At 58.8% G+C, this 23832-nt stretch carries 17 protein-coding genes, 1 tRNA gene and 1 pseudogene; 13 read left to right on the forward strand and 6 right to left on the reverse strand.

From position 1 onward, the window contains the following. Window positions 1-134 precede the first annotated feature (134 nt). On the forward strand, window positions 135-1556 hold the full coding sequence (locus ABUK73_RS14800) for an aspartate ammonia-lyase (RefSeq protein WP_353577967.1): 1422 nt from the start codon (window positions 135-137) through the stop codon (window positions 1554-1556). On the opposite strand, the gene ABUK73_RS14805 is transcribed toward ABUK73_RS14800, so the two are convergent. Next, on the reverse strand, window positions 1553-2266 hold the full coding sequence (locus ABUK73_RS14805; protein ID WP_353577940.1) for a FadR/GntR family transcriptional regulator: 714 nt from the start codon (window positions 2264-2266) through the stop codon (window positions 1553-1555). The genes ABUK73_RS14800 and ABUK73_RS14805 overlap by 4 nt on opposite strands. Window positions 2267-2416: 150 nt before the next feature. Here ABUK73_RS14805 and ABUK73_RS14810 point away from each other — a divergent pair, with 150 nt between their 5' ends. The 9 genes from ABUK73_RS14810 (at window position 2417) to recQ (ending at window position 15209) form a co-directional block, all read left to right on the forward strand. After that, entirely contained in the window at window positions 2417-3004 is a 588-nt protein-coding gene (locus ABUK73_RS14810; protein ID WP_113086270.1) for an ANTAR domain-containing response regulator, read from the forward strand. A gap of 31 nt (window positions 3005-3035) precedes the next feature. Beyond that, window positions 3036-4322, forward strand: a complete 1287-nt coding sequence (locus ABUK73_RS14815; protein ID WP_353577941.1) for a CmpA/NrtA family ABC transporter substrate-binding protein — start codon at window positions 3036-3038, stop codon at window positions 4320-4322. 369 nt (window positions 4323-4691) lie between these two features. Continuing rightward, the gene (locus ABUK73_RS14820) at window positions 4692-5990 is read left to right on the forward strand and encodes a CmpA/NrtA family ABC transporter substrate-binding protein (RefSeq protein WP_353577942.1); all 1299 of its coding nucleotides are present in this window, start codon (window positions 4692-4694) and stop codon (window positions 5988-5990) included. A 66-nt stretch (window positions 5991-6056) separates the two neighbouring features. After that, entirely contained in the window at window positions 6057-6953 is an 897-nt protein-coding gene (gene ntrB / locus ABUK73_RS14825; RefSeq protein ID WP_353577943.1) for a nitrate ABC transporter permease, read from the forward strand. A gap of 11 nt (window positions 6954-6964) precedes the next feature. Next, entirely contained in the window at window positions 6965-7762 is a 798-nt protein-coding gene (locus ABUK73_RS14830) for an ABC transporter ATP-binding protein (RefSeq protein WP_077120664.1), read from the forward strand. 5 nt (window positions 7763-7767) lie between these two features. Next, complete coding sequence (gene nirB, locus ABUK73_RS14835; protein ID WP_353577944.1) at window positions 7768-10218, forward strand: nitrite reductase large subunit NirB; 2451 nt, start codon at window positions 7768-7770, stop codon at window positions 10216-10218. 102 nt (window positions 10219-10320) lie between these two features. Continuing rightward, on the forward strand, window positions 10321-10650 hold the full coding sequence (gene nirD / locus ABUK73_RS14840) for a nitrite reductase small subunit NirD (RefSeq protein ID WP_062452276.1): 330 nt from the start codon (window positions 10321-10323) through the stop codon (window positions 10648-10650). Between the two features lie 2 nt (window positions 10651-10652). Then, window positions 10653-13310 (forward strand): nitrate reductase, encoded by a 2658-nt coding sequence (locus ABUK73_RS14845; RefSeq protein WP_353577945.1) that lies wholly within the window; start codon window positions 10653-10655, stop codon window positions 13308-13310. Window positions 13311-13397: 87 nt separating this feature from the next. Next, window positions 13398-15209 (forward strand): DNA helicase RecQ, encoded by a 1812-nt coding sequence (gene recQ / locus ABUK73_RS14850; protein ID WP_353577946.1) that lies wholly within the window; start codon window positions 13398-13400, stop codon window positions 15207-15209. Here recQ and ABUK73_RS14855 read toward each other — a convergent pair. The 3 genes from ABUK73_RS14855 to ABUK73_RS14865 are packed head-to-tail and all read right to left on the reverse strand — an operon-like array spanning window position 15158 to window position 20813. Beyond that, window positions 15158-18265: an efflux RND transporter permease subunit gene (locus ABUK73_RS14855; RefSeq protein WP_353577947.1), complete on the reverse strand. Its 3108-nt coding sequence runs from the start codon at window positions 18263-18265 to the stop codon at window positions 15158-15160. The two genes, recQ and ABUK73_RS14855, sit on opposite strands and share 52 nt — an antisense overlap. Next, window positions 18262-19386, reverse strand: a complete 1125-nt coding sequence (locus ABUK73_RS14860) for an efflux RND transporter periplasmic adaptor subunit (RefSeq protein WP_353577948.1) — start codon at window positions 19384-19386, stop codon at window positions 18262-18264. The genes ABUK73_RS14855 and ABUK73_RS14860 overlap by 4 nt, the downstream gene beginning before the upstream one ends. Beyond that, complete coding sequence (locus tag ABUK73_RS14865) at window positions 19386-20813, reverse strand: efflux transporter outer membrane subunit (RefSeq protein ID WP_353577949.1); 1428 nt, start codon at window positions 20811-20813, stop codon at window positions 19386-19388. Before ABUK73_RS14865 ends, ABUK73_RS14860 begins: the two co-directional genes overlap by 1 nt. Before the next feature lie 146 nt (window positions 20814-20959). Here ABUK73_RS14865 and ABUK73_RS14870 point away from each other — a divergent pair, with 146 nt between their 5' ends. The 3 genes and pseudogenes from ABUK73_RS14870 to ABUK73_RS14880 all read left to right on the forward strand — a co-directional run. Continuing rightward, window positions 20960-21646: a response regulator gene (locus ABUK73_RS14870; RefSeq protein ID WP_353577950.1), complete on the forward strand. Its 687-nt coding sequence runs from the start codon at window positions 20960-20962 to the stop codon at window positions 21644-21646. Window positions 21647-21648: 2 nt separating this feature from the next. After that, the gene (locus tag ABUK73_RS14875; RefSeq protein ID WP_353577951.1) at window positions 21649-22920 is read left to right on the forward strand and encodes a HAMP domain-containing sensor histidine kinase; all 1272 of its coding nucleotides are present in this window, start codon (window positions 21649-21651) and stop codon (window positions 22918-22920) included. A gap of 143 nt (window positions 22921-23063) precedes the next feature. Continuing rightward, window positions 23064-23279: pseudogene (locus tag ABUK73_RS14880) on the forward strand (peptidoglycan-binding domain-containing protein); the annotation flags it as partial. A gap of 145 nt (window positions 23280-23424) precedes the next feature. On the opposite strand, the gene ABUK73_RS14885 reads toward ABUK73_RS14880, so the two are convergent. Then, a tRNA-Met gene (locus ABUK73_RS14885) sits at window positions 23425-23501 on the reverse strand. Between the two features lie 23 nt (window positions 23502-23524). Further along, window positions 23525-23832 (reverse strand): hypothetical protein (locus ABUK73_RS14890; protein ID WP_353577952.1); only part of this gene is annotated, 308 nt, incomplete at its 5' end.

The raw sequence follows: 23832 nt of genomic DNA on the forward strand, positions 1-23832 counted from the left end.
TGGCCCTTATACCGTGCGTCAACCCTCAATCCACCCCCGTTGACGCTGCCTCATACTAGGCGTACAAAACATAAATCTGTCAAGCAGCTTTACAGATTTTAATGTTTGCCCATGTGGAGGAAACAGTGGTGACCATGCGTAAGGAATACGACCTGCTCGGTGAAAAAGACATTCCGAGCGAGGCTTATTGGGGCGTGCATACGGCGCGTGCAGCAGAAAATTTCCAGATCACCGGCATTGCCATCGGCCGATATACTTACCTCATTCGCGGGCTGGCCTTCGTAAAGGAGGCTGCGGCAAGGGCAAACCATGACCTGGGTTTGCTGGACAACGAAAAGCTGACCGCTATTTCACAGGCCTGCCGCGAAATCCGCGAGGGTGCCCTGCACGACCAGTTCATCATCGACGTGATCCAGGGTGGTGCAGGCACCTCCACCAACATGAATGCCAACGAGGTCATCGCCAATCGCGCGCTGGAAATTCTGGGTTACAAAAAGGGCGACTACGCGCATCTGCACCCCAACGACCACGTCAATCTCAGCCAGTCGACCAATGACGCCTATCCAACCGCCATCAATGTCGCGCTGATCGAAGCCATCGATGATCTTGCCGCCTCGATGCTGATCCTGCAGGACGCTTTCGAGCGCAAGGCCAAGGAATTTGACGGCATTCTCAAGGTGGGCCGCACACAGTTGCAGGACGCCGTGCCGATGACGCTTGGCCAGGAATTCCGCACCTTCGCCATCATGCTTGGCGAAGATCGTCTTCGCCTGATCGAATCCGCAGCCCTGCTGCATGAAATCAATCTCGGCGCGACGGCCATCGGCACGCGGCTGAATGCGCCCGCCGGTTATGCCGAAGCTGCCTGCAAGCATCTGGTCGAACTCACAGGCCGTCCGCTTGTCACCGCCGCAGATTTGATCGAGGCGACACAGGATCCCGGCGCATTCGTGCATCTGTCCGGCGTGCTGAAGCGGGTTGCCGTCAAGCTTTCGAAGACCTGCAACGATCTGCGCCTGCTCTCCTCCGGTCCGCGTGCCGGCATTGGCGAAATCAACCTGCCGCCGGTCCAGGCCGGTTCCAGCATCATGCCGGGCAAGGTCAATCCGGTCATTCCGGAAGTGGTCAATCAGGTCGCCTTTTCGGTGATCGGCAATGACATCACCATCACCATGGCCGCCGAGGGCGGACAGCTTCAGCTCAATGCGTTCGAGCCGGTCATCGTCCGCTCATTGTCCGACAGCATCGCGCAGCTGAGCGCCGCCTGCCGCACACTCGCAGAACGCTGTGTCGATGGCATTACCGCCAATGTCGAGATCATGGCGCGCAGGCTGCAAGAATCCCTCGGCCTCGCGACCGCACTCAACCCGCTGATCGGCTATTACGCGGCAACGCAGGTTGCGCAGGAAGCACTGGCCTCCGGGCGCACGGTCGCGCAGGTTGTTCTGGAAAAAGGCTATCTGAATGCCGAACAGCTTGAACAGGCCTTGCGACCGGAATTGCTGGCCAATCTGCCGCTGTTCAGTCTCACACCGCAGCCGGAAGATGCGCTCTAACCCAGCGCCTTTTCATCACCGATAATGGCGGTGACGACCTGCTTGACCTGCCCGAGATGCGCTTCCATGGCGCTTCGGGCAGTTTCATCCGAACCTGCGGCAATGGCTTCCGCAATCAGCCGATGCTCGATATTGGAGGCGATACGGCGATCGGCCATGATGTTCAGCAGTTCCGATTGCTGGCTCAAGGAATCGCGCGCATCGGCGACCACCTTGGCAAAAAGCGCGTTGCCGGAGGCTTCGGCGATGGTGCTGTGAAACTCGGAATCCAGCTTGACCCATTTATGGGGATCTTCCTGCAAATCCATGGCGTCACAGAGTTTCAGAATGCGCGCCAGCTGCTCGCTGGTGCGCCGCACCGCAGCCCAACCGGCAGCGGGAACCTCGATAAAGGGACGCGCTTCGATGAGATCGCGAGCGGAATAACCGCCATAGCTTAATTCGCGGCTTGGTTTGTCCGTCAGAACGAAGGTGCCGCTGCCCGTCCGCGTCTGGGTCATGCCCAGTGTCTGCAAGGACCGCAACGCTTCGCGAACAATCGGTCGGCTGACGCCGTAGCGACCTGCAAGGTGCGTTTCCGCAGGCAAGCGGGTACCCACCGTCAATCGCCCGGAGACGATTGCCAATCGCAAATCTTCGAAGACCGATTCCGCCGCACTCTTACGGCTAATCGGGCTCGTTTCAGATAACCATTCCGCCCCAGCACTCATACAGCTAACTTTTTATAAACATGGCATACTTGTCAAGCTGCCTGCGATGACGAGACAGGATTTGATACAAACACTCAACAACAAATGCCTTGTTTTTAAGCGCGATTAAAAAGATTGCAAATCTCTTTGCCCTGCGTCATCTATGCGCAGATGACGCACCGCGACCTGACCATTCTGGTGATCGATGAAAACGCCATCCGCGCCTCCATTATCGAGGAAGGCCTGCGCGAGGCGGGGCATGACCGCGTCACGGTTATCCACGAAGTCCACGGCGTGGCCCGCATTATCGACACGCTCTGTCCCGACGTCATCGTCATCGATATCGAAAATCCCAATCGGGACATGATGGAGCACTTGTTCCAACTCACCCGCACCGTCGGGCGACCCATCGCCATGTTCGTGGATCGCTCGGATACGGCCTCCATCGAAGCCGCCGTCGAAGCGGGCGTGTCGGCTTATATTGTCGATGGGCTCAAGAAGGAACGTGTCAAACCCATTCTCGATATGGCGGTCAGTCGCTTCAATGCCTTCAGTCGCCTGCAACGGGAACTGGCAGAAGCGAAATCGGCGCTGGAGGATCGCAAGATCGTCGAGCGCGCCAAAGGCATTCTGATGAAGATGCGCGGCCTCTCGGAAGAGGAAGCCTTCGCCCTTCTGCGCCAGACGGCCATGAACGAGAAGAAAAAACTGTCCGAGATTGCGCAAAGCGTCGTGACGGCTGCGGGCCTGTTGATGTGAGCGGCGCAGGCGAGGAAATGGAGCACAGGATATGACGACCATCGTCAGCGAGGCAACGAAAAACGGCAGCGGCGAGAGCGGGCCTGCCTTGATCGGCAATGACCACCAACGCACCCTGCGGGCTGGTTTCATTCCGCTGGTTGATGCGTCCGTTCTGATCGCCGCCGCCGAATTCGGCTTTGCGGAGAAGGAAGGCCTGAAGCTCGATCTCGTGAAGGACGTATCCTGGGCCAATGTGCGTGACCGCTTGGCCTTCCGCCAGTTCGATATCGCCCACATGCTGTCGCCCATGCCGGTCGCTTCGATGCTGGATCTCGGCTCCAACCCCTCGCCCACCATCACGCCGTTTTCGCTCGGGCGTGGCGGCAACGCGATTACGCTGTCGACGCGGCTGTTTGCCCGCATGCGCGAGGTTACGGGACTGTCCGAAACCGCAAGCGCGCTGGATAATGCCAAGGCGCTGAAGACACTTCTGGATGAGATGCGCGCCCGCGGTGAAGCTGCGCCGACCTTCGGCGTCACATATCCTTTCTCATCGCACAATTACGAATTCCGCTACTGGCTGGCGGCCGGCGGTATCAACCCTGACAAGGACGTCAAACTCGTCGTCGTGCCGCCCCCGCTGACGTCAGATGCGCTGGCCGCTGGTGCCATCGATGGCTTCTGTGTCGGCGCGCCGTGGAATATGGTGGCGAGCGAACGCGGCATCGGCCGCATCGTCGCCGCCAAACAGGACATCTGGCCCTCGGCACCGGAAAAGGTCATCGGCATGCGCCCGGAATGGGCGGATGCGCAGCCCGAAGCCGTCTCCCGCCTGCTGGTGGCGCTGGATGCCGCAGCGCGTTGGTGTGACCGCGCCGAAAATCACGGTGCACTGGCCGAGACACTGGCAGATGCGAAATACATTGCCGCACCTGTGGAGATCATCCGTCAGGTACTGGCGGGACGCTTCAGTGTCGATGCGCAGGGCAATCAGCGGGTGATCGAGCGCTATTTCACTTTCCATGATAATTTCGCGAATTATCCGCGTAAAAGTCAGGCCCTGTGGATTTACAGCCAGATGATCCGTTGGGGGCAGGCAAGCTTAACGCCGCAAGCCACAGAAGCTGCGGCATCGGCATATCGCAGCGATCTCTATCGCAACGCTCTGGGCGCGAACAACACACCGCCGGAGGCCGATACGCGCATCGAAGGTGACACGGATGGTGACCGCTTCATGGATGGCCATGTCTTCGATCCGAGCCTGATAGAGGCCTACGTGAACGGCTTCGCAGTCAGTGCAGGCAACCTCGGCTCCGCTAGCGCTGAGGACGTTTGACTCTAACGCACTGCACAAATGCTGCGCACCGAAAAAGCCGCACCGACATCATGTGCGCAAAATATGAGCCGTGAACTTCGCGATTAAATTTCAAGCAAACGATACGCATTCCAGAAATAACGATTTCATATCAGACGCTTATTCACGCTCGATCAAACTGGCACAGCGTTTGCGTTGTATAAAACACTCGGTCAACGGCGATCGAGGATAAAAGCGCTTCACTGCTGCTTACCAACGACATCGACGTCGCAAGGTTTTTGCTGACCGGGACCTCCCTCCCGGCAAACGCAATCTCCGAGCGGCGTTTTTTTTATTTTTACCTTTCGCAAACAGCGCCGGAACGGCGGATCAAAAATGGGGAACATGCGCATGAAACCGACATTCACCGGCACCATAAGCCGCCGCAGCATGCTGAAGACCACCGCCACCGCAGCCCTGATCACGGCCATGAAATCCGCTTTCCCATCCGGCGCATTTGCGGCTGCCGCTGCGCCGGAAGTGACCGGTGCCAAGCTCGGTTACATCGCGCTGACGGATGCCGCCCCGCTCATCGTTGCTTCGGAAAAAGGCCTTTTCGCCAAATACGGCATGCCGGATGTGGAAGTTGCCAAACAGGCATCCTGGGGTGCGACCCGCGACAATCTCGTTCTCGGCGGCGCATCCAACGGCATCGATGGTGCGCATATTCTCACGCCCATGCCCTACCTCATCCACACCGGCAAAGTGACGCAGAACAATGTGCCGGTACCGATGGCCATCCTCGCCCGCCTCAACCTCGACAGCCAGGGTATTTCGGTTGCCAAGGAATACGCCGATACCGGCGTGCAGCTGGATGCGTCCAAGCTGAGAGCGGCCTTCGAGAAGAAGAAGGCCGAGGGGAAGGAAATCAAGGCGGCCATGACCTTCCCCGGTGGCACGCATGATCTGTGGATTCGCTACTGGCTGGCGGCTGGCGGCATCAACCCGGACAAGGATGTCTCCACCATCGTCGTTCCTCCACCGCAGATGGTTGCCAATATGAAGGTTGGCAACATGGATGTGTTCTGTGTGGGCGAACCCTGGAACGAACAGCTGGTCAATCAGGGCATCGGCTTTACCGCCTGTACCACCGGCGAGCTTTGGAAGGGTCACCCTGAAAAGGCGCTCGGCATGCGCGCCGACTGGGTGGAAAAGAACCCGAATGCCGCAAAAGCTATTCTGATGGCCGTGATGGAAGCTCAGCAATGGTGCGACAGCATGGACAACAAGGACGAAATGTCCGCCATTCTGGGCAAGCGCCAATGGTTCAACGTTCCGCCAAAGGATGTGCTGGGGCGCCTGAAGGGCGACATCAATTACGGCAATGGCCGTGTAGCTCATGGCACCGATTTGCAGATGAAATTCTGGAAGGACGGCGCATCCTACCCGTTCCAGAGCCATGACAGCTGGTTCCTGGCCGAGAATGTCCGCTGGGGCAAGTTCGCGCCCGACACCGACATCAAGGCGCTGGTATCCCAGGTCAACCGCGAAGACCTGTGGCGCGAAGCCGCCAAGGAACTGGGCGTGGCTGCTGCCGATATCCCGACATCGAAATCCCGCGGCAAGGAGACCTTCTTCGATGGCAAGGTTTTCGACCCGGAAAACCCATCCGCCTATCTCGAAAGCCTCTCGATCAAAGCCGCTTCTTAAAGACGCTCTCGCCCCTCTTCCCCCAAAGGATGAGGGGCACGGACCTCTTGCAAACAGGATAGACCCATGACCGCAACCGCCCGCAAGACAGACAGCATGGCAACGGCCACCGCCATTCCGAAAAGCGGCACCGTGATTGCCATCGACCGCCGCAAGACACCGGCACTGAACGGCAAAAAGATCGCCACCACGATCGCCCGAAATGTCATCCCGCCGCTTGTCGTGCTGGCGCTGATGCTCGCCGTCTGGCAGATGCTCTGTTCCGCCCCCGGCGCAACACTGCCGCCGCCGAGCCAGGTGTTTCAGGAAAGCTATGACCTGATCGTTTATCCGTTCTTCGTCAACGGCTCGCAGGATATCGGGTTGGGTTGGCGGGTTCTGATTTCACTGGAGCGCGTGGCCTATGGTTTCGGCCTTGCCGCCGTAGCAGGTGTTATCCTCGGTGCGGTCGTGGGGCAGTCGATCTGGGCGATGCGCGGTCTCGACCCGATCTTTCAGGTGCTGCGCACTGTGCCGCCGCTGGCATGGTTGCCACTGTCGCTGGCTGCCTTTCAGGACAGCAATCCATCCGCCATTTTCGTGATCTTCATCACCTCCATCTGGCCCGTCATCATCAACACCGCCGTTGGCGTGCGCAACATTCCGCAGGATTACCGCAACGTGGCGAAGGTGCTGCGGCTGAACCAGCTGGAGTTCTTCTACAAGATCATGCTGCCATCCGCCGCCCCTTACATCTTCACGGGCCTGCGCATCGGTGTCGGCCTCTCATGGCTCGCCATCGTCGCCGCTGAAATGCTGACCGGTGGCGTCGGCATCGGCTTCTTCATCTGGGATGCGTGGAATTCCTCGCGCCTGCCCGACATCATCGTCGCCCTCGCCTACATCGGCGTCGTCGGCTTCGTGCTGGACAAGCTGGTGGCCGCACTCGGCAATGTCATCACCCGCGGCGCAGCGGCGAATTGAGGGAGATAAAAATGAACGCCTATCTCAAGCTCGATAATATCGACAAATATTTCGACAAGGGTGGCAGCCGCGCCGAGGTGCTGAAGGGAATCAACCTGACCATCGGCAAGGGCGAATTCGTCTCGGTCATCGGCCATTCCGGCTGCGGCAAGTCCACCATGCTGAACCTCATCGCGGGCCTGACCAAGGTTTCCTCCGGCGTGGTTCTCCTGGAAAACCGCGAAGTGAACGAGCCCGGCCCGGAACGCGCCGTGGTGTTTCAGAACCACAGCCTGCTGCCGTGGCTGAGCGTTTACGAAAACGTCAATCTCGGCGTCGAAAAGGTCTTCCGCTACACCAAGACCAAGGCCGAGCGCCACGAATGGGTCATGCGCAATCTGGACCTCGTGCAGATGGCCCATGCCAAGGACAAGAAACCATCAGAAATTTCCGGCGGTATGAAGCAGCGTGTCGGCATTGCCCGCGCGCTGGCCATGGAGCCGAAAATCCTGCTGCTGGATGAACCTTTCGGTGCGCTCGATGCGCTCACCCGCGCGCACTTGCAGGATGCGGTTATGGAAATCCACGCCCGTCTCGGCAACACCATGGTTATGATTACCCACGACGTGGATGAGGCCGTGCTGCTCTCGGACCGCATCGTCATGATGACCAACGGCCCCGCCGCCCATATCGGCGAAATTCTCGATGTTCCCTTGCCAAGGCCGCGCCACCGCATCGAGCTTGCATCCGACCGAACCTATCTGAAATGCCGCGAAGCCGTGTTGAAGTTCCTCTACGAACGTCATCGCTTCGTCGAAGCTGCGGAGTAACGCCTATGACAGAAAAACTTGTCATCATCGGAAACGGCATGGCTCCCGGGCGCATGCTGGAAGAACTCTTCGAGAAAGCACCTGATCGATATCAGGTCACGATTTTCAATGCCGAGCCCCGCGTCAATTACGATCGCATCATGCTCTCGCCGGTGCTGTCGGGTGAGAAGTCCTATGAGGACATCATCATCCATGGCGATGGCTGGTATATCCAGCACGGCATCACGCTCTATAAGGGGCACCGGATCGTCAACATCGACCGTGCGGCGAAGACCGTTACATCCGACCATGGCGTGACGGAAAGCTACGACAAGCTGGTCATCGCCACCGGCTCCGTTCCCTTCATCATCCCCGTTCCCGGCAAGGATTTGCCCGGCGTCATCACCTATCGAGATCTGGATGATGTCGACGCCATGCTACTCGCCGCGCAATCCCGCGCAAAGGCTGTCGTTATCGGCGGTGGATTGCTGGGGCTGGAAGCCGCCGCCGGTCTTTCCATGCGCGGCATGGACGTGACCGTCCTACATGTAATGCCCACACTGATGGAGCGTCAGCTCGACCCGGCAGCAGGCTACCTGCTGCAAAAAGCGATGGAAGATCGCGGCATCAAGGTCATCACCAAGGCCAATACCAAGCAGATTGTCGGCACCGACAAGGTCGAGGGCATCGAGCTCGACAATGGCACGATCATTCCGGCCACTCTGGTGGTGATGGCGGTTGGCATCAGGCCCAATGCGGGTCTGGCCAAAGACGCAGGTCTTGCCGTCAATCGCGGCATCGTCGTGGATGCGGGCATGCAGACGTCGGATGGCGACATCCTCTCTGTCGGCGAATGCGCCGAAGTGGATGGCATGGTCTATGGCCTCGTCGCCCCGCTTTACGAAATGGCACGGGTTGCCGCCTCGCATCTGGCGGGCGACACCACGCCGGCCTTCGTGCATGCGGATACGCCGACGAAGCTCAAGGTCACCGGCATAAATCTCTTCTCCATCGGTGACTTTGCCGATGGCGATGACCGTGAGGAAATCGTGCTGCGCGATGCCACCGCAGGCGTCTACAAGCGCGTGATCCTCAAAGACAATCGCATTATCGGCACCGTTCTTTATGGCGAAACTTCCGATGGGGCGTGGTTCAACGACCTGAAGAAAAAAGCGACCGATATTTCGGAGATGCGCGACACACTCATTTTCGGCCAAGCCTATCAGGGAGGGTCCCCATTGGACCCTATGGCGGCCGTTGCAGCCTTGCCGGATGATGCGGAAATCTGTGGCTGTAACGGCGTTTGCAAGGGCAAGATCACCTCGACCATCACCGGCAAGGGACTGACATCGCTGGACGATGTGCGCGCCCACACTAAGGCTTCGGCCTCGTGCGGGTCCTGCACCGGCCTTGTCGAACAGGTCATGAAACTGACGCTGGGCGAAAGCTATAACCCGGCTGCCGTTCAACCCATGTGCACCTGCACGGAGCTTGGACATGATGACGTGCGTCGTCTGATCAAGGCCAAGGGTCTGAAAACCATTCCCGCCGTGATGCAGGAACTGGAATGGAAGACCTCCTGCGGCTGCGCCAAATGCCGCCCGGCACTGAACTACTACCTCGTTTCCGACTGGCCGGATGAATATGCCGACGACTACCAGTCGCGCTACATCAACGAGCGTGTTCACGCCAATATCCAGAAAGACGGCACCTATTCCGTCGTGCCGCGCATGTGGGGCGGCGTGACCAATGCCAACGAATTGCGCGCCATTGCCGATGTTGTCGATAAGTTCGAGATACCCATGGTGAAGGTCACCGGCGGCCAGCGCATCGACTTGCTGGGCATCGAAAAGGAAGACCTGCCTGCCGTCTGGGCCGATCTCGGCAAGGCCGGTTTCATCTCCGGTCAAGCGTACGCCAAGGGTCTTCGCACCGTAAAAACCTGCGTCGGTTCAGACTGGTGCCGCTTCGGCACGCAGGATTCGACCGGCTTTGGCATTCGCGTCGAGAAGTTCATGTGGGGTTCCTGGACACCGGCCAAGCTGAAGCTGGCAGTATCAGGCTGTCCGCGCAACTGCGCCGAAGCCACCTGCAAGGATATTGGCGTCATCTGCGTCGACAGCGGTTATGAAATCCACTTCGCCGGTGCCGCCGGTCTCGACATCAAGGGCACGGAAGTTCTCGGCCTCGTCAAAACCGAGGACGAGGCGCTGGAGCATATCGTGGCGCTGACGCAGATGTACCGCGAACAGGGCCGTTACCTGGAGCGCATCTACAAATGGGCCAAGCGCATCGGCTACGACGAGGTTCGCCGCCAGATCATGGGTGATGCCGAAAAGCGCAAGGCCTATTTCGAGCGCTTCGTCTTCAGCCAGAAATTCGCGCAGGTCGATCCCTGGTCGGAGCGCGTCTCAGGCGAACATAAGCACGAGTTCAAACCGATGGCGACCATCGGCTTCAATCAAGCCGCAGAGTGACCGACCGCCGCAAGGCGTGACGGACGCGTTGGCAGTCGGGTGGGCGGAAAGAGGAGTTTCCGCCCACCCGTAGACATCATCGACAAGGACAGGATGAACGCAATGAACTGGGTCGATATCGGCGATATCTCGGACATTCCTCTGCGCGGCGCACGCTGCGTGAAAACGCCATCGGGCAAGATCGCCGTGTTCCGCACGGCGGACAACGATGTCTATGCCATCGAAGACCATTGCCCGCACAAGGGCGGACCGTTGAGCCAAGGCATCGTCCACGGCGCATCGGTCACATGCCCGCTGCACAACTGGGTGATTTCGCTAGAAACAGGCAAAGCGCTGGGCGCGGATGAAGGCGCGGTGCGCACCATTCCGGTTCGCAATGTGGACGGCAAGCTGTCGATAGCAATTGAAAGCCTCATGATCGCGGCGGAGTGAGCATGGCACAAGAGGTCAAGACCACCTGTCCCTATTGCGGCGTCGGCTGCGGCGTGATTGCGAAGATCGAAGACGATGGCTCTGTCTCCGTCAAAGGCGATCCCGATCACCCCGCCAATCTGGGACGGCTCTGTTCCAAGGGCTCGGCGCTGGCCGAAACCATCGATCTCGACGGACGTCTGCTTTATCCGCAGGTGGATGGTGCCAGGGTTGGGTGGGACGATGCGCTTGACCTCGTGGCCTCGAAATTTTCGGAAGCCATTGCCGAACATGGACCTGACTCGGTCGCCTTCTACGTCTCCGGCCAATTGCTGACGGAAGACTATTACGTCGCCAACAAGCTGATGAAGGGCTTCATCGGTTCGGCCAATATCGATACGAATTCGCGCCTGTGCATGTCCTCCTCCGTCGCCGGCCACCGCCGGGCTTTCGGATCGGATACGGTGCCCGGTCTCTACGAGGATATTTTCGAGGCTGATCTCGTCATTCTCACCGGCTCCAATCTGGCATGGTGCCACCCGGTCATCTACCAGCGGCTCGCCGCCGCCAAGGCAGAGCGCCCGGATATGCGCATTGTCGTCATTGACCCGCGCCGGACCATGACCTGCGACATTGCCGACATGCATCTGGCTATCCGCCCGGATGGCGATGTGGCACTGTTCACCGGCCTTTTGGCCCATCTCGCCAACAGCCCCGCCATCGACCGAACCTATGTTGAGAGCTTCACGAACGGCTTCGATGCCGCCGTCCAATCCGCTGGAGAATCCAGCCTTCCCGAAATTGCAGAAGCGACTGGACTGACCATTGCCGAACTGCTCCAGTTCTACGAACTCTATGAGCGCACGGAAAAGACCGTCACCTGCTACAGCCAGGGCGTCAACCAATCGGCCAGCGGCACGGACAAGGTCAACGCCATCATCAATTGTCACCTTGCAACCGGTCGGATCGGCAGGCCCGGCATGGGACCGTTTTCACTGACCGGCCAGCCCAACGCCATGGGCGGCCGCGAAGTGGGTGGCCTCGCCAACATGCTCGCCGCCCATATGGCCATCGAAAATGCCGATGACCGCGACCGCGTCCAGCGCTTCTGGAACGCACCAACTATCGCCCAAAAGCCGGGCCTCAAAGCCGTCGATCTGTTTCAGGCCGTGGCCGATGGACGGATCAAGGCGTTGTGGATCATGGCGACCAACCCAGTGGTTTCGATGCCGGATGCCAGCGCTGTCGAAGCCGCATTGAAAGCCTGCCCCTTTGTCGTCGTCTCCGACATGTTCGCAACCACCGACACCGCCAAATACGCCCATGTCCTCCTGCCCTCGCGGGGTTGGGGCGAAAAGGACGGAACCGTCACCAATTCCGAGCGCCGCATTTCCCGCCAGCGCGGCTATCTGCCCGCACCGGGAGACGCCAAAGCAGACTGGTGGCAACTGGCGCAGGTTGGTCAGCGCATGGGGTTTGCCGAGGCGTTCGATTACACCGGCCCAGCTGATATCTTCACGGAACATGCCGATCTCTCCGCATTCGAGAATAACGGGTCGCGTGATTTCGATATCGGAGCATATTCTACGCTGACAAAGCCAGCCTATGACCGCCTGTCTTCGTTCAACTGGCCGCAACCCGCCTCTGAACACCGCGAAACAACCCGCTTCTTTGCAGACGGAAAATTCTATCATGCCGATGGCAAGGCCCGTTTCATCAGCACCGCCCTGCCGCAAACATCCCGCATCGATGCAGCCTACCCGCTGACGCTCAACACGGGCCGCATTCGAGACCAATGGCACACCATGACACGCACCGGCAGAAGTGCGCGCCTCTCATCTCACCTCGCAGAACCCTTCGTTGAACTGCACCCGCGCGATGCGATGGAGGCAGGTATCGACAGCGCCGATCTGGTTGAAATCGAAAGCCAGCTCGGCAAGATCATCGTGAGGGCGCTGGTCACGGAACGGCAGGCGCGCGGCAATATCTTCGTGCCGATGCACTGGAACGACCAGTTCGCCGCCAATGCCCGCGTCGACAGGCTTGTGCCACCGGTGACCGACCCATTCTCTGGCCAACCGGCATCGAAAAACATCGCCGTCACCGCGCGCCGTTTTCAGGCGAAAGCCTATGCCTTCGCGGTAACGCAGGCCAAACCGCAGGGTCTCGATTGCGCCTATTGGGCGCTGGCAAAAGCCGACGGCGGCTATCGTCTGGAGATGGCGTTCGATGAGATACCCGAAGACTGGAGCCGCTGGGCACGTAGCGTCTTCGGCATCGATGTCAGCATCGAACCCATCGGCTATGCCGATAACAGCACAAATCAGGTCCGCCTCGCCTTCTTCGATGGCGAGACATTGCTGGCCGCCCTGTTCATTGCCGACAAGCCCGTTGCCGTCGCCCGCAACTGGGCAATTTCCCAACTCTCCTCCCGGCACGAGGATTTGCGCACGCGCTTTGCCCTTGTTGCCGGTCGCCCGGGGGCGGGCAAGGCAGACCCCGGCGCCACCGTCTGCTCCTGCTTCAATGTCGGCGTCAACCAGATCACCGCCGCCATCCGCGAGGGCTGCCACACCGTCGAAGCCATCGGCAAGACCTTGAGCGCGGGTACCAATTGCGGCTCTTGCCGCGTTGAAATCCGAGGGATCATCGAGGGCTGCATCAAGACCGCAGCGGAGTGATTGCCTGTGTTTCACGCTCTAAAGGGGTTGTGATTATCATGAATATGGAATGAGGTGCCGGGCAACCGAATCTCGAAGAAGATGCCCTTGAATACCGATCCATTCCATATTCTGAAGACCATCTACGGCTACGATACATTCCGCGGACAGCAGGCCGATATCGTTGAGCACGTCATCGCAGGCAACAACGCTTTCGTTCTAATGCCCACGGGCGGTGGAAAGTCGCTCTGCTATCAGATTCCCGCCCTCTCCCGCCCCGGCATGGGCCTCGTCGTCTCGCCGCTGATTGCACTGATGGTCGATCAGGTTGCCGCCCTGCGTCAGGCGGGCGTGAGAGCCGAAGCACTCAACTCCAATCTTTTGCCAGACGAGCGCCGCGCATTATGGGCCGATATTCGCGCCGGCAAAGTCAGCCTTCTCTATGCCGCGCCAGAAACCCTGCTGAAGCCGGATGTGCTGGATTCGCTGGAGAATGTCCCCCTGTCACTCATCGCCATCGATGAGGCGCACTGCCTGTCGCAATGGGGCCACGACTTCCGTCCTCCCTACCGCCAACTCGACATGTTGATCGAGCGCTTTCCCGATACGCCGCGCATGGCGCTGACGGCGACGGCAGACGAGCCGACGCGGGCGGAAATATTGGAGCATATGCGGATTGAAAGCAGCGATGCCTTCATCGCCGGTTTTGACCGCCCCAATATTCGCTATGCCATCATGGAAAAGGACAATCCGCGCGCCCAGGTCAAACGCTTCCTGAGGGACCATCAGGATGAAAGCGGCATCATCTATTGCCTGTCCAAACGAAAGACCGAGGAAACGGCAGAATGGCTGCGCTCCGAAGGTTATGACGCGCTGTCTTACCACGCAGGAATGGAGCGCGAACAGCGCGAGAAAAACCAGACCCGCTTTCAGCATGGCGAAGCCATCATCATGGTCGCCACCATTGCTTTCGGCATGGGCATCGACAAGCCAGACGTCCGCTTCGTCGTCCACATCGATCTGCCCAGCAGCATCGAAGCCTATTATCAGGAAACGGGCCGCGCCGGGCGTGATGGCCTGCCCTCCGATGTGCTGATGCTCTACGGTTCAGAAGACATCGCACTGCGCAACCGCTTCATCGAAACCTCGGATGCCCCTGATCAGCGCAAACATATGGAACGGCAAAAGCTGGATGCATTGCTGGGTCTGGCCGAAACGGCAGGATGCCGCAGACAGGCCCTGCTCTCCTACTTCGGTGACAGTTGCGACCCTTGCGGCAATTGCGATACCTGCGCTGAGCCACCGGAACTCTTCGACGGCACCATCGCCGCCCAGAAAATCCTGTCTTGCATCTATCGAACGGGCGAACGCTTCGGCCAAGCCTATATCATCAGCGTTTTGTTAGGCGCAGAAGACGAACGCATCACCCGCTTCGGCCACGACCAGATCACCACCTATGGCATCGGCAAGGAACACGATAACCGCACATGGCGCGCCATCCTGCGCCAGCTCATCGCATCTCGCCTGATCGAGGTTGATCTCGAAGGACACGGCGGTCTTTCGATCTCGGACACAGGGCGGCAGTTCCTGCGCGAAAAGCCAAGCCTGATGCTGCGAAAGCCTCAGGCGCCACGCAAAACAAGCCGTGATCGCAATGCTGGTGGAAGACCCGCCATCAGCCTCCCAGACGAGGACGCCGCACTGTTCCAGGCATTACGCGAACGCCGAATGGAAATCGCCCGCACCCAAAACCTGCCGCCCTATGTCATTTTCCATGACAAGACCTTGATCGAGCTCGCCGGTGCCAAACCCACCTCCCGCGCCGAAATGGCCAAAGTCCCCGGCGTCGGCGATGCCAAACTGGACCGTTACGGCCCGGCATTTCTGGAAGTCATCGCGACGTTTTTATCCGAGGCGTGATGGTGGGTGGAGTGGCCGATACGCCCCTTCACCCAAATCAACACATCATCCAGGAACGTAAACACCACAGGAATGATGAGAAGGCTGAGGAAGGTGGACGTGATCAGGCCGCCGATGACGACGACGCCCATGGGTTGGCGGAAGCTGGGGTCGCCGGAGACGAGGCTGAGGGCGGCGGGGAGCATGCCGCCGGCCATGGCGATGGTGGTCATGACGATGGGTCTTGCCCGCTTGTGGCAAGCGTCGATCAACGCATCGTAGCGGGACATGCCGCCTCTGCGCGCCTCAATCGCATACTCCACGAGAAGAATGGAGTTCTTCGAGACGATACCCATCAGCAGCAGCAGGCCGATGACCGCTGGCATGGAGAAGCTCATTCCCCCCAGCACCAGAGGCAGCATGGCACCGCCGAAGGCGAGCGGCAGGGCCATGAGGATGGTGACCGGCTGAAGGAAATCGTGGAAGAGCAGGACCAGCACGGCATAGACGCAGAAAATGCCGATGGCCATGGCCAGGCCGAAACTGCTGAACAGTTCGCTCTGCCGTTTCAATTCGCCCTGTTCGACAAATTTCACACCCTGCGGCAGGTTCTGGTAGCTCGGCAGCTTTTTAGCCTCTGCCAGGACTTCCGAAAGACTTCTGCCATTGAGTTCGACGGTAAGCGAGACATTGCGCGAGCGGTCCAGCCGGTCGATTTCGCTTGGACTGGAACCCATGGTGATATCGGCAATCGCACCGAGCGCGACGTTGCCGTCCCTGCCCTCCACGGGGATCAGCGAGATCGCATCCAGCGACCGACGATTGACCGTATCCAGCATGACGCGAACCGGCACCTGACGCTCCGGCAGATTGAGCTTGGAAAGCGCCTCATCATAGGCGCCAGACGTTGCGACACGCACGGCCTCGGCAATGGCTTTGGACGTTACCCCCAAAGAGGCCGCCTCTGCCAGATCAGGCTTGATGGTAATTTCCGGCGCCTGCATTGCGGCTGACGACGTGACATTGCCGATGCCTTGCAGGGTGCGCAGATCGGCCTCAAGGCTGGAGGCCGCCTTTTCCAGAAGATCGGAATCGTCGCCCGCAAGCGTTAGCGTCAGCTGAGTGCCGTTGCCACCTGAGCCGATCTCGATGCGCACGCCGGGCAGCTGTTCCAAAGCTTTGCGCAAATCCGCTTCGATCTGGGATTGTTTGATATCGCGATCATCGATGGGTGTCAGGTTGACGACGATGGTGGCGCTGTCCGTGTTGGTCGTGGACGTGCTGTTCATGCCGCCGGTCGATGCCGTGCCGGTTGCCTGAAACACAGAGGTCACATGCTCCACACCTGCAATGATACTGGAGGCCTTTTGCGCGGCTTCATCCGTCGATTCGATGGTCGATCCTGATGGCGTGGTAAGCGTCACCTGCGTTTGTGCATTATCGGATGCCGGGAAAAAGCCCGTCGAAAGATGGCTCAACAGCAAAACCGTAAAGCCCATGAAAGCCGCAGTGCCTAGCACGGGTAGCCAGCGACGTTTCAGTGCGCCTTTCACAAGCCAGAGATAGGCCTGCATGATATGGCCATCCTCATCATGGGCCTTGCCGGTCGCCTTCATCAGATAGGCCGCCATCATCGGCGTCACCAGACGTGCAACCAGAAGAGATGCGAGAACGGCGACGGAGGCCGTGATACCGAATTGCTTGAAGATGATGCCGGGGATGCCGCCCATGAAAGCGGTGGGCAAAAATACGGCGACCAAAGTGAAGGTAGTGGCAATGACCGCAAGGCCGATCTCATCCGCCGCCTCCATGGCCGCATCATAGGGGCTTTTGCCCATATTGAGATGTCGCTCGATATTCTCGATTTCAACGATGGCATCGTCCACGAGAATGCCCACCACCAGCGAAAGCGCCAGAAGCGTGATCGTGTTGAGGCTGTAGCCGAGCAGATACATGACGAGAAAGGTGGGAATGATGGACAGTGGCAGGGCCACGGCGGCGAGAAGCGTCGCGCGCCAATCGCGAAGGAACAGCCAGACCACCAGAATGGCAATGATCGCCCCCTCATAGACCATGTGCATCGAGGATTCGTAATTCTGCTCCGTCGGCACGATGGTGTTATAGGCCTCCTCGATCGTCACCTGCGGATTGGCGGCGGCGAATGTTTTGATCGCCTCGCGAACGCGGTCTGTCACGGCAGTATCGGAATATCCCTTGGAGCGCTTGATTTGCGCAGCAATCACCGGTTTGCCATTGAGATAGGCCAGCGATGTCAGGTCGCTGTGGGTATCGGTCACCGTGGCGACCTCGTCCAGCCGGACCCAGCTTCCCTTCGACAGCGGAATGGGCAGCGCGCGTATCTCATCCGCACTTTTGGCAGCCGCCAGCGTGCGAACCGACTGGCTTTCGCCGCCAATGCGCCCCTTGCCGCCCGAGAGATCGGACTGCACCGCCTCAACCTGGCTGTTGACGTCATTGGCCGTCAGACCCAGACCATCCAGCAGATCGGCGTTCAGTGCCACCCTGATCTCTCTATCGACACCGCCCAGCCTGCCGACTTCTCCAACGCCATCCACGGCCATCAAAGCGCGCGACATGTCGTTATCGATGAACCATGACAGTTCCGCATCATCCAGCTTGTCGGAATGAACCACATAGGTAATGAGCGGCGACGAGTTGAGCGACTGTTTCGAAACGGTCGGCGCGTTCATATCCTGCGGCAGATCGGGTTGAGCCTGATCAACGGCGCTTTTGACCTCATCCAGCGCGACCTGCGTGTCCTTGCCGACCTTGAAGGCCACGGAGATGCTGACCGAACCATCGGTGATTGTCGTCGTAACCGAATCGAGCTGCGTCAAACCCGTCAGCTCATCTTCGATTTTGCGCGCAACTTCCGTTTCCAGCTGGGATGCCGCGGCACCATCCAGCGAGGCAGAAATCTCGATGGTCGGCAAATCCATATCGGGGAAATTCTGCACATCGAGGCGGTTGAACGCCCAGAGACCGCAGGCGGTCAAAAGTGCAAAAAGCAGGATTGGCGGAACCGGGTTTCGAATGGACCAGGAGGAGAAATTCATTTCGCAGCCTGCCCATCGGCAACTTCGGCTGCCTCTACGACCCGCACGACTGAGCCATCCGCCAGAAATGCGCCGCCCGATGCGACGATGCTATCCGCCTTGTCTATGCCCGAGAGAATCTCAACGCGATCCCCCTGCCGTCGGCCGGTATCGACACGTTTTCGCAAGACCGTATCCTGCTGCGATGGGTTCATGATGAAGATGTAGGAAAAGCCGTCTCTGAGCGTCACCGCCGAAGCGGGAACCGTGAGAGCGTCGGTCTGGTCGAATTCGAAATGACCACTGACGAGAACACCGGTCTTGGGCTGCGGCATGCCGGCATCTGCATGCAGCGCGACATAGACAATCACCCGCCCATTATCCGTGGACGAGGTGGGCGATATTAACCGCACTTCACCATGAACATCGCCCGCAGGCGTAGAGATGACGGTTTTCGTCCCTTCCTTCACGTCTGCCAGACGTTTGACCGGAAGTTCCGCGTTCCATTCCACCCGGTTCTGGCGGATCAGCTTGAACAACTCGTCACCGGCATTGACGACCTTGCCCAAGGAAGCAGAGCGGCTGGAAATCACGCCGTCATCAATGGCATAGACCTTGGTTCGGTCCAGCGTCAGTTGCGCAGAGGCGAGTGATGCGCGCGCAGACGCAAGCTCCGCCTTGGCGGTGCGCTCGGTGATGAGATATTGCGTCGTCTGCTGGTTCGAAAGCGCGCCGGATCCGGTCAATCCGCGCGCGCGGTCTGCGTCGGCTACCGCCTGATCAAGCTCTGCCTGAGCCTTGTCGACAGAAGCCTTTTGTTGATCGAGTTCGGCCTGCGATGTCTTGGGGTCGAATTGGACGAGAAGGTCGCCCTTCTTCACGGCAGAACCGACATCTGCATTAACGCCGGTGATCCGCAGGCCGCTGACTTCAGCCGAGATGACAGCTTCCTGCCATGCCGCAAGTCGTCCACTGGCAGGAATGGTCACGGACCAAGAGGCGACCTCCGGCTTGGTCACGTTGACGCTCAGCGCCGCCGCGCGGGTGGTCGTCTGCTGACTGTCCTCACCGCGCGCATCGGTACTCAGGGCAAAAGCGAGTGCAAGTGCAATCGCAGCAGGAATGAAGACATATTTTTGCATCAGCGTGTTCCATTGAGCGAGGCAACAGCGACATTGGCTGGCGAAGCCCAGCCGCCTCCGAGGGCCTTGTAGAGAGCAATCCAGTACTGGACCGCATCGCGCCTGATTTCGATGAGGCTGATGGCGGCGGACTGCGCAGAACGGCGCGCCTCCTCACGGTCGAGAATGCTGGCACCGCCGGACCTCCAGTTCTGATCGATGGACCGGAAATAGCTCTGATAATTGTCTGCGGCAGACTTGGCATCGTTGATGCGTTTCAGCGCTGTATTCACATTCACAAGCGCTGTCTCGACCTCGGAAACCGCACTAAGGACACCGTCCTTGTAGCTCGCCACCGCGACATCGTAATCTGCAACCGCGCTTCTGACCGCCGCCCGCTTCGATCCCCCATCCAGCAAGGGTATGGACAGGGCCGGACCGAAGGACCATGGCACCGATCTGCCGGTAACGGTGGATTGGCTGATGGAAATCGAACCGCTCAGGCTGAGGCTGGGATACATGTCCGCCTTGGCCGCACTGACATCCGCAACCGTCGCGACAACTTCGGTTTCCAGCTGGTTGATATCGGGCCGTTGCCGTAGGACCTCTGCTGGCACCGAAGTGATGCGCAGCTGGGACGGTTGCGGAATGCGGCTCGGCCCGTGGTCGAGAAGCTTTCTGACAGCGACCTCGTCACCACCCGTCAACTGAACGATGGATTTTAGGAGGATTTCGCAAGCCCCGCGCTGGGAAGTGAGGCTTGACGAAGACGATGCGGCACTGGCGCGGGCAAGCGCAAGATCGGCTGTCGAGGTGAAGCCCGACTGCGCGGATTTTTCCGTCACCCGGATCGTTTCTTTCTGCGAGGCGAGTTCGTCGCTGTAAAGCCGCTCCAGCTGTCGGCAGGCCCGGTATTGCACATAATAATCACCGACTTCGGCGGCAACAGACACGCGCGCATCATGCCACGACCAGACCTTGCCCTGCGCTCTCGACGCCGCGGCCTGCACCTGTTTCTTGGTTTTTCCGAAAAGATCGAGTTCCCAAGACGCATCAAGACCGCCGCTTTTGGTCGTCCCCGCCGGAAGCGTGTTGAGATCGTCGCCCTTGTTGCCTTCGCGCGAAGCGGATGCGGAGCCATCGAGTGACGGGAAAAGGCCAGCCTTGGTGCTGTCGAGCGTCGCCCGCGCCTTGTCGATATTGGCCACCGCTTCCTGAATGGACGGGTTGTCCTGCTCTGCCATTCTCAGCAATGTATCCAGAGAACCATCCTTGAAGCTCGCCCACCAGGCCAGTAGATCGCTGGAGCGACCGCCATGGGGCAAGGTGGCGTGCCAATGGGCGGCGACAACGGAGGCCACAGGCTTCAGCTCACCGAGGCTTGTGCAGCCGGTGAGCACAACTACCGTGGCGAAAACTGAAAAGGAATGAAAAACCGTAATGCGCATGGGATCCGGACTGCCTGAAAAGCTCAAGGCCGTACTTTAGGGATCGCGATGTTAATGTCGGTCAAGAATGCGTAAAGTTATGTAAAACTGCTGTATTCGCAGATGGTAAGCCTTAAAGGTCGTCCATGTACCCGATGGATTACACCATGACCCAGGTTCTTTTGATCGATGACGATACGGAACTCACCAACCTTCTTGGTGAATATCTGACCGAGGAAGGTTTTGCCGTCGAAACCACTGCCGACGGCAGGATCGGCGTCTCCAAAGCCCTGTCGCGATCAACCGATCTCATCGTTCTCGATATCATGATGCCGCGCATGAATGGTATCGAGGTTCTGCGCAAAATCCGGCAGGTCAGCGATGTGCCCGTGCTGATGCTGACGGCCCGTGGCGATGATGTCGATCGTATCTCCGGTCTCAACCTAGGCGCCGATGATTACGTGTCCAAGCCCTGCTCACCGGGAGAGCTGGCGGCGCGCATACGCGCCATTCTGCGCCGGTCGGGCCGAAGCGAACGCGATGGTTCGGTGGAAGAAATCAGAACCGGCGATCTTGTTCTTTATCCCTCCAAGCGCACAGCCGAGTGGCACGGCACGCCGCTGGAGCTGACCGGTACGGAATTCAGCCTGCTCGAAGTCCTTGCGCGCTCTGCGGGTCAGCTCGTTTCCAAGCAGGAAATTTCTCTTCGCGCCTTCGGCAAACCTTTGACCGCCTTCGACCGGCGCATCGACGTGCATATCAGCAGTATCCGTCAAAAACTGGGAACCCGGGCAGACGAACAACCCTGGATACAGGCCGTAAGAGGCCGTGGCTATCAATTGCTGGAAGGCTAGAAATGCGTCGCCTGTTCTGGAAATTCTTCACCGTCGTGTGGCTTGCCATGGCTGGCTCCATCGCGTTCCTATTTACCATCAGCGCATTGTTTCAATCGCCTTTCCAGGAAGAGCTCAGTCATCGCAAACAGATGTTTGCGATGGAGACGACATCGCAGCTTTTGCAATCCAGCGGGCCGAACGCAGCAATGGCGCTGATTGCGGCGATGAAGAAAGCCGATCAGGATATCACCGTCAGTATCAATAGGGTTGGTCCATCCACCAACTGCGCAGCAACTCCGGGCAATGAATTCACAACGGATCTCGTAAGCGACGGAAATTGCTATCGCATCGAGATTGCAGGCGCCGATCAGGGTGTGATTTCCAAAACGTGGCCGCGCACGGTGCCATGGCTGGCTGCCCTTCTCGCCGCCGCAGCTGCTGCCTACTGGCTCGCTCGCTATTTCATCAGCCCTGTCGAGCAGCTCCGGTACGGACTTCGCGCTTTGGCAAATGGCCAGCTCGACGTTCGCATTGCCCACACAATCGGCAGCAAGCGCGATGAAATAACCTCACTTGCTCACGATCTCGACATCACTGCCACACGTTTGCAGGAGCTTCAGAAAACGCAGCAGCAACTGTTTCACGACGTCTCGCACGAGCTTCGCTCGCCACTGTCGAGGCTACAAGCCGCAATCGGTGTCCTGCAACAAAACCCGACGCGACTGACGGCCATGATCGAGCGCATGGGCCGCGAAGTGGAGCGACTTGATGAACTGGTCGGCGAAATCTTGACGCTGGCCAGACTTTCCGAACGCGGCACCCCGCGCTTCGAACGACAAACGCTCGATCTCATCGACCTCGTCCGCGAAATCGTGGAAGACGCCAGTTTTGAAGGCCAGACACGCAAGGTGAAAGTCATCTACCAGGGCGTCGATACATTCGTCGCGTCGGTGAATGGGGAGTTGATCTACCGGGCGCTGGAAAACGTCATCCGCAATGCGATAGCATATACCGAAACCGGAACATCGGTGCTCGTCACATCAGAGGTGAGAGGCACCAATCTGTCACTCTCCATCCAGGACGAAGGCCTGGGCGTGCCAGAATCCGAACTCGAAACCATCTTCCAACCCTTCTCCCAAAGCTCCACCATCACCACCCGCTCCGGCTTCGGCCTAGGCCTAGCCATCACCCGCCGCGCAGCCGAATGGCACGGCGGCGGCGCAACAGCCAGCAACGCGCCCTCAGGTGGTTTGCGGGTTGACATTGTTATTCCTGCGACACGGGAGGGTTGATGGGTGTAAGGGTGGCTACGGCAGTCGGGTTGCCGTGTTCGGCACATATTTTCATGTCATATGAGCAAAGTAACCGGCAATAGCAGCTGTCTGCAAAGTTTGATTCCCGCTGGAGCACATTAATTGGTGCCGAGAACAACGCAGGTTCGTTCCAAGCCACATGGGGTGACCTTGGCTCGATGTTGCGATCAGATGTTTTGACGATGCAGCAAGCGCTTGTGAGCAAGGGCTATGACGTCGGGAGGGCTGATGGCTTGGCTGGTTTCAAGACGCGTCGGTCGCTTGGGGATTGGCAGTCTAGGAATGGGTTAGCCCCGACCTGTTTTCCGGATGCTAGCTTGAAGGCGCAGCTGAGGTAGGTTGAGTTGTTGGACTGCGTCTGAGCATTTCGGATCGCCGGCCTGTGATCCGCATGGTAGGCGTTATGTTTGGCGTACGGGCGGGGAGGCTGCCGTTTGGGTCGGCTCATTCTTATTATTCTCGGTGATTTTGGGGAAAGATTTTTGGTTGCGGGGGCAGGATTTGAACCTGCGGCCTTCAGGTTATGAGCCTGACGAGCTACCGGGCTGCTCCACCCCGCGTCCAGCGTAAATCCCGTAGGGATTTATCGCGCCAGAGCAAACCTGTTTAGGTTTGCGTATCTGGTCTGGTTTTTGCCGAAGGCAAAATACCGTTGTTTGTCCTGTGAGGGACATGACCATTTCGGAGCAAATCCTTTAGGATTTGTCTCCTGTAAGGGGCGCACCTTAGTCGGTACACCACTTTGTTTTTGTCTTTGTGCTTTATAACACAAAAGGCCGCGTTGTGAGCGGCCTTTGACTGGCCTTTTGGCCGCTTGTTTTTGCGTTGAGAAGATATTGATTGTCATGAGTTGCGTTTTGCAGACCTGGCAGCGACCTACTCTCCCGCGTC

The sequence above is a fragment of the Agrobacterium vacciniicorymbosi genome, assembly GCF_040427045.1.
Taxonomy (GTDB): domain Bacteria; phylum Pseudomonadota; class Alphaproteobacteria; order Rhizobiales; family Rhizobiaceae; genus Agrobacterium.

Excerpts from the sequence above, each read along its gene's own strand:
- ABUK73_RS14800 (WP_353577967.1), top strand. The coding sequence starts at position 135 with ATGCGTAAGGAATACGACCTGCTCGGTGAAAAAGACATTCCGAGCGAG.
- ABUK73_RS14805 (WP_353577940.1), bottom strand. The coding sequence starts at position 2,266 with ATGAGTGCTGGGGCGGAATGGTTATCTGAAACGAGCCCGATTAGCCGT.
- ABUK73_RS14810 (WP_113086270.1), top strand. The coding sequence starts at position 2,417 with ATGACGCACCGCGACCTGACCATTCTGGTGATCGATGAAAACGCCATC.
- ABUK73_RS14815 (WP_353577941.1), top strand. The coding sequence starts at position 3,036 with ATGACGACCATCGTCAGCGAGGCAACGAAAAACGGCAGCGGCGAGAGC.
- ABUK73_RS14820 (WP_353577942.1), top strand. The coding sequence starts at position 4,692 with ATGAAACCGACATTCACCGGCACCATAAGCCGCCGCAGCATGCTGAAG.
- ntrB (WP_353577943.1), top strand. The coding sequence starts at position 6,057 with ATGACCGCAACCGCCCGCAAGACAGACAGCATGGCAACGGCCACCGCC.
- ABUK73_RS14830 (WP_077120664.1), top strand. The coding sequence starts at position 6,965 with ATGAACGCCTATCTCAAGCTCGATAATATCGACAAATATTTCGACAAG.
- nirB (WP_353577944.1), top strand. The coding sequence starts at position 7,768 with ATGACAGAAAAACTTGTCATCATCGGAAACGGCATGGCTCCCGGGCGC.
- nirD (WP_062452276.1), top strand. The coding sequence starts at position 10,321 with ATGAACTGGGTCGATATCGGCGATATCTCGGACATTCCTCTGCGCGGC.
- ABUK73_RS14845 (WP_353577945.1), top strand. The coding sequence starts at position 10,653 with ATGGCACAAGAGGTCAAGACCACCTGTCCCTATTGCGGCGTCGGCTGC.
- ABUK73_RS14855 (WP_353577947.1), bottom strand. The coding sequence starts at position 18,265 with ATGAATTTCTCCTCCTGGTCCATTCGAAACCCGGTTCCGCCAATCCTG.
- ABUK73_RS14860 (WP_353577948.1), bottom strand. The coding sequence starts at position 19,386 with ATGCAAAAATATGTCTTCATTCCTGCTGCGATTGCACTTGCACTCGCT.
- ABUK73_RS14865 (WP_353577949.1), bottom strand. The coding sequence starts at position 20,813 with ATGCGCATTACGGTTTTTCATTCCTTTTCAGTTTTCGCCACGGTAGTT.
- ABUK73_RS14870 (WP_353577950.1), top strand. The coding sequence starts at position 20,960 with ATGACCCAGGTTCTTTTGATCGATGACGATACGGAACTCACCAACCTT.
- ABUK73_RS14875 (WP_353577951.1), top strand. The coding sequence starts at position 21,649 with ATGCGTCGCCTGTTCTGGAAATTCTTCACCGTCGTGTGGCTTGCCATG.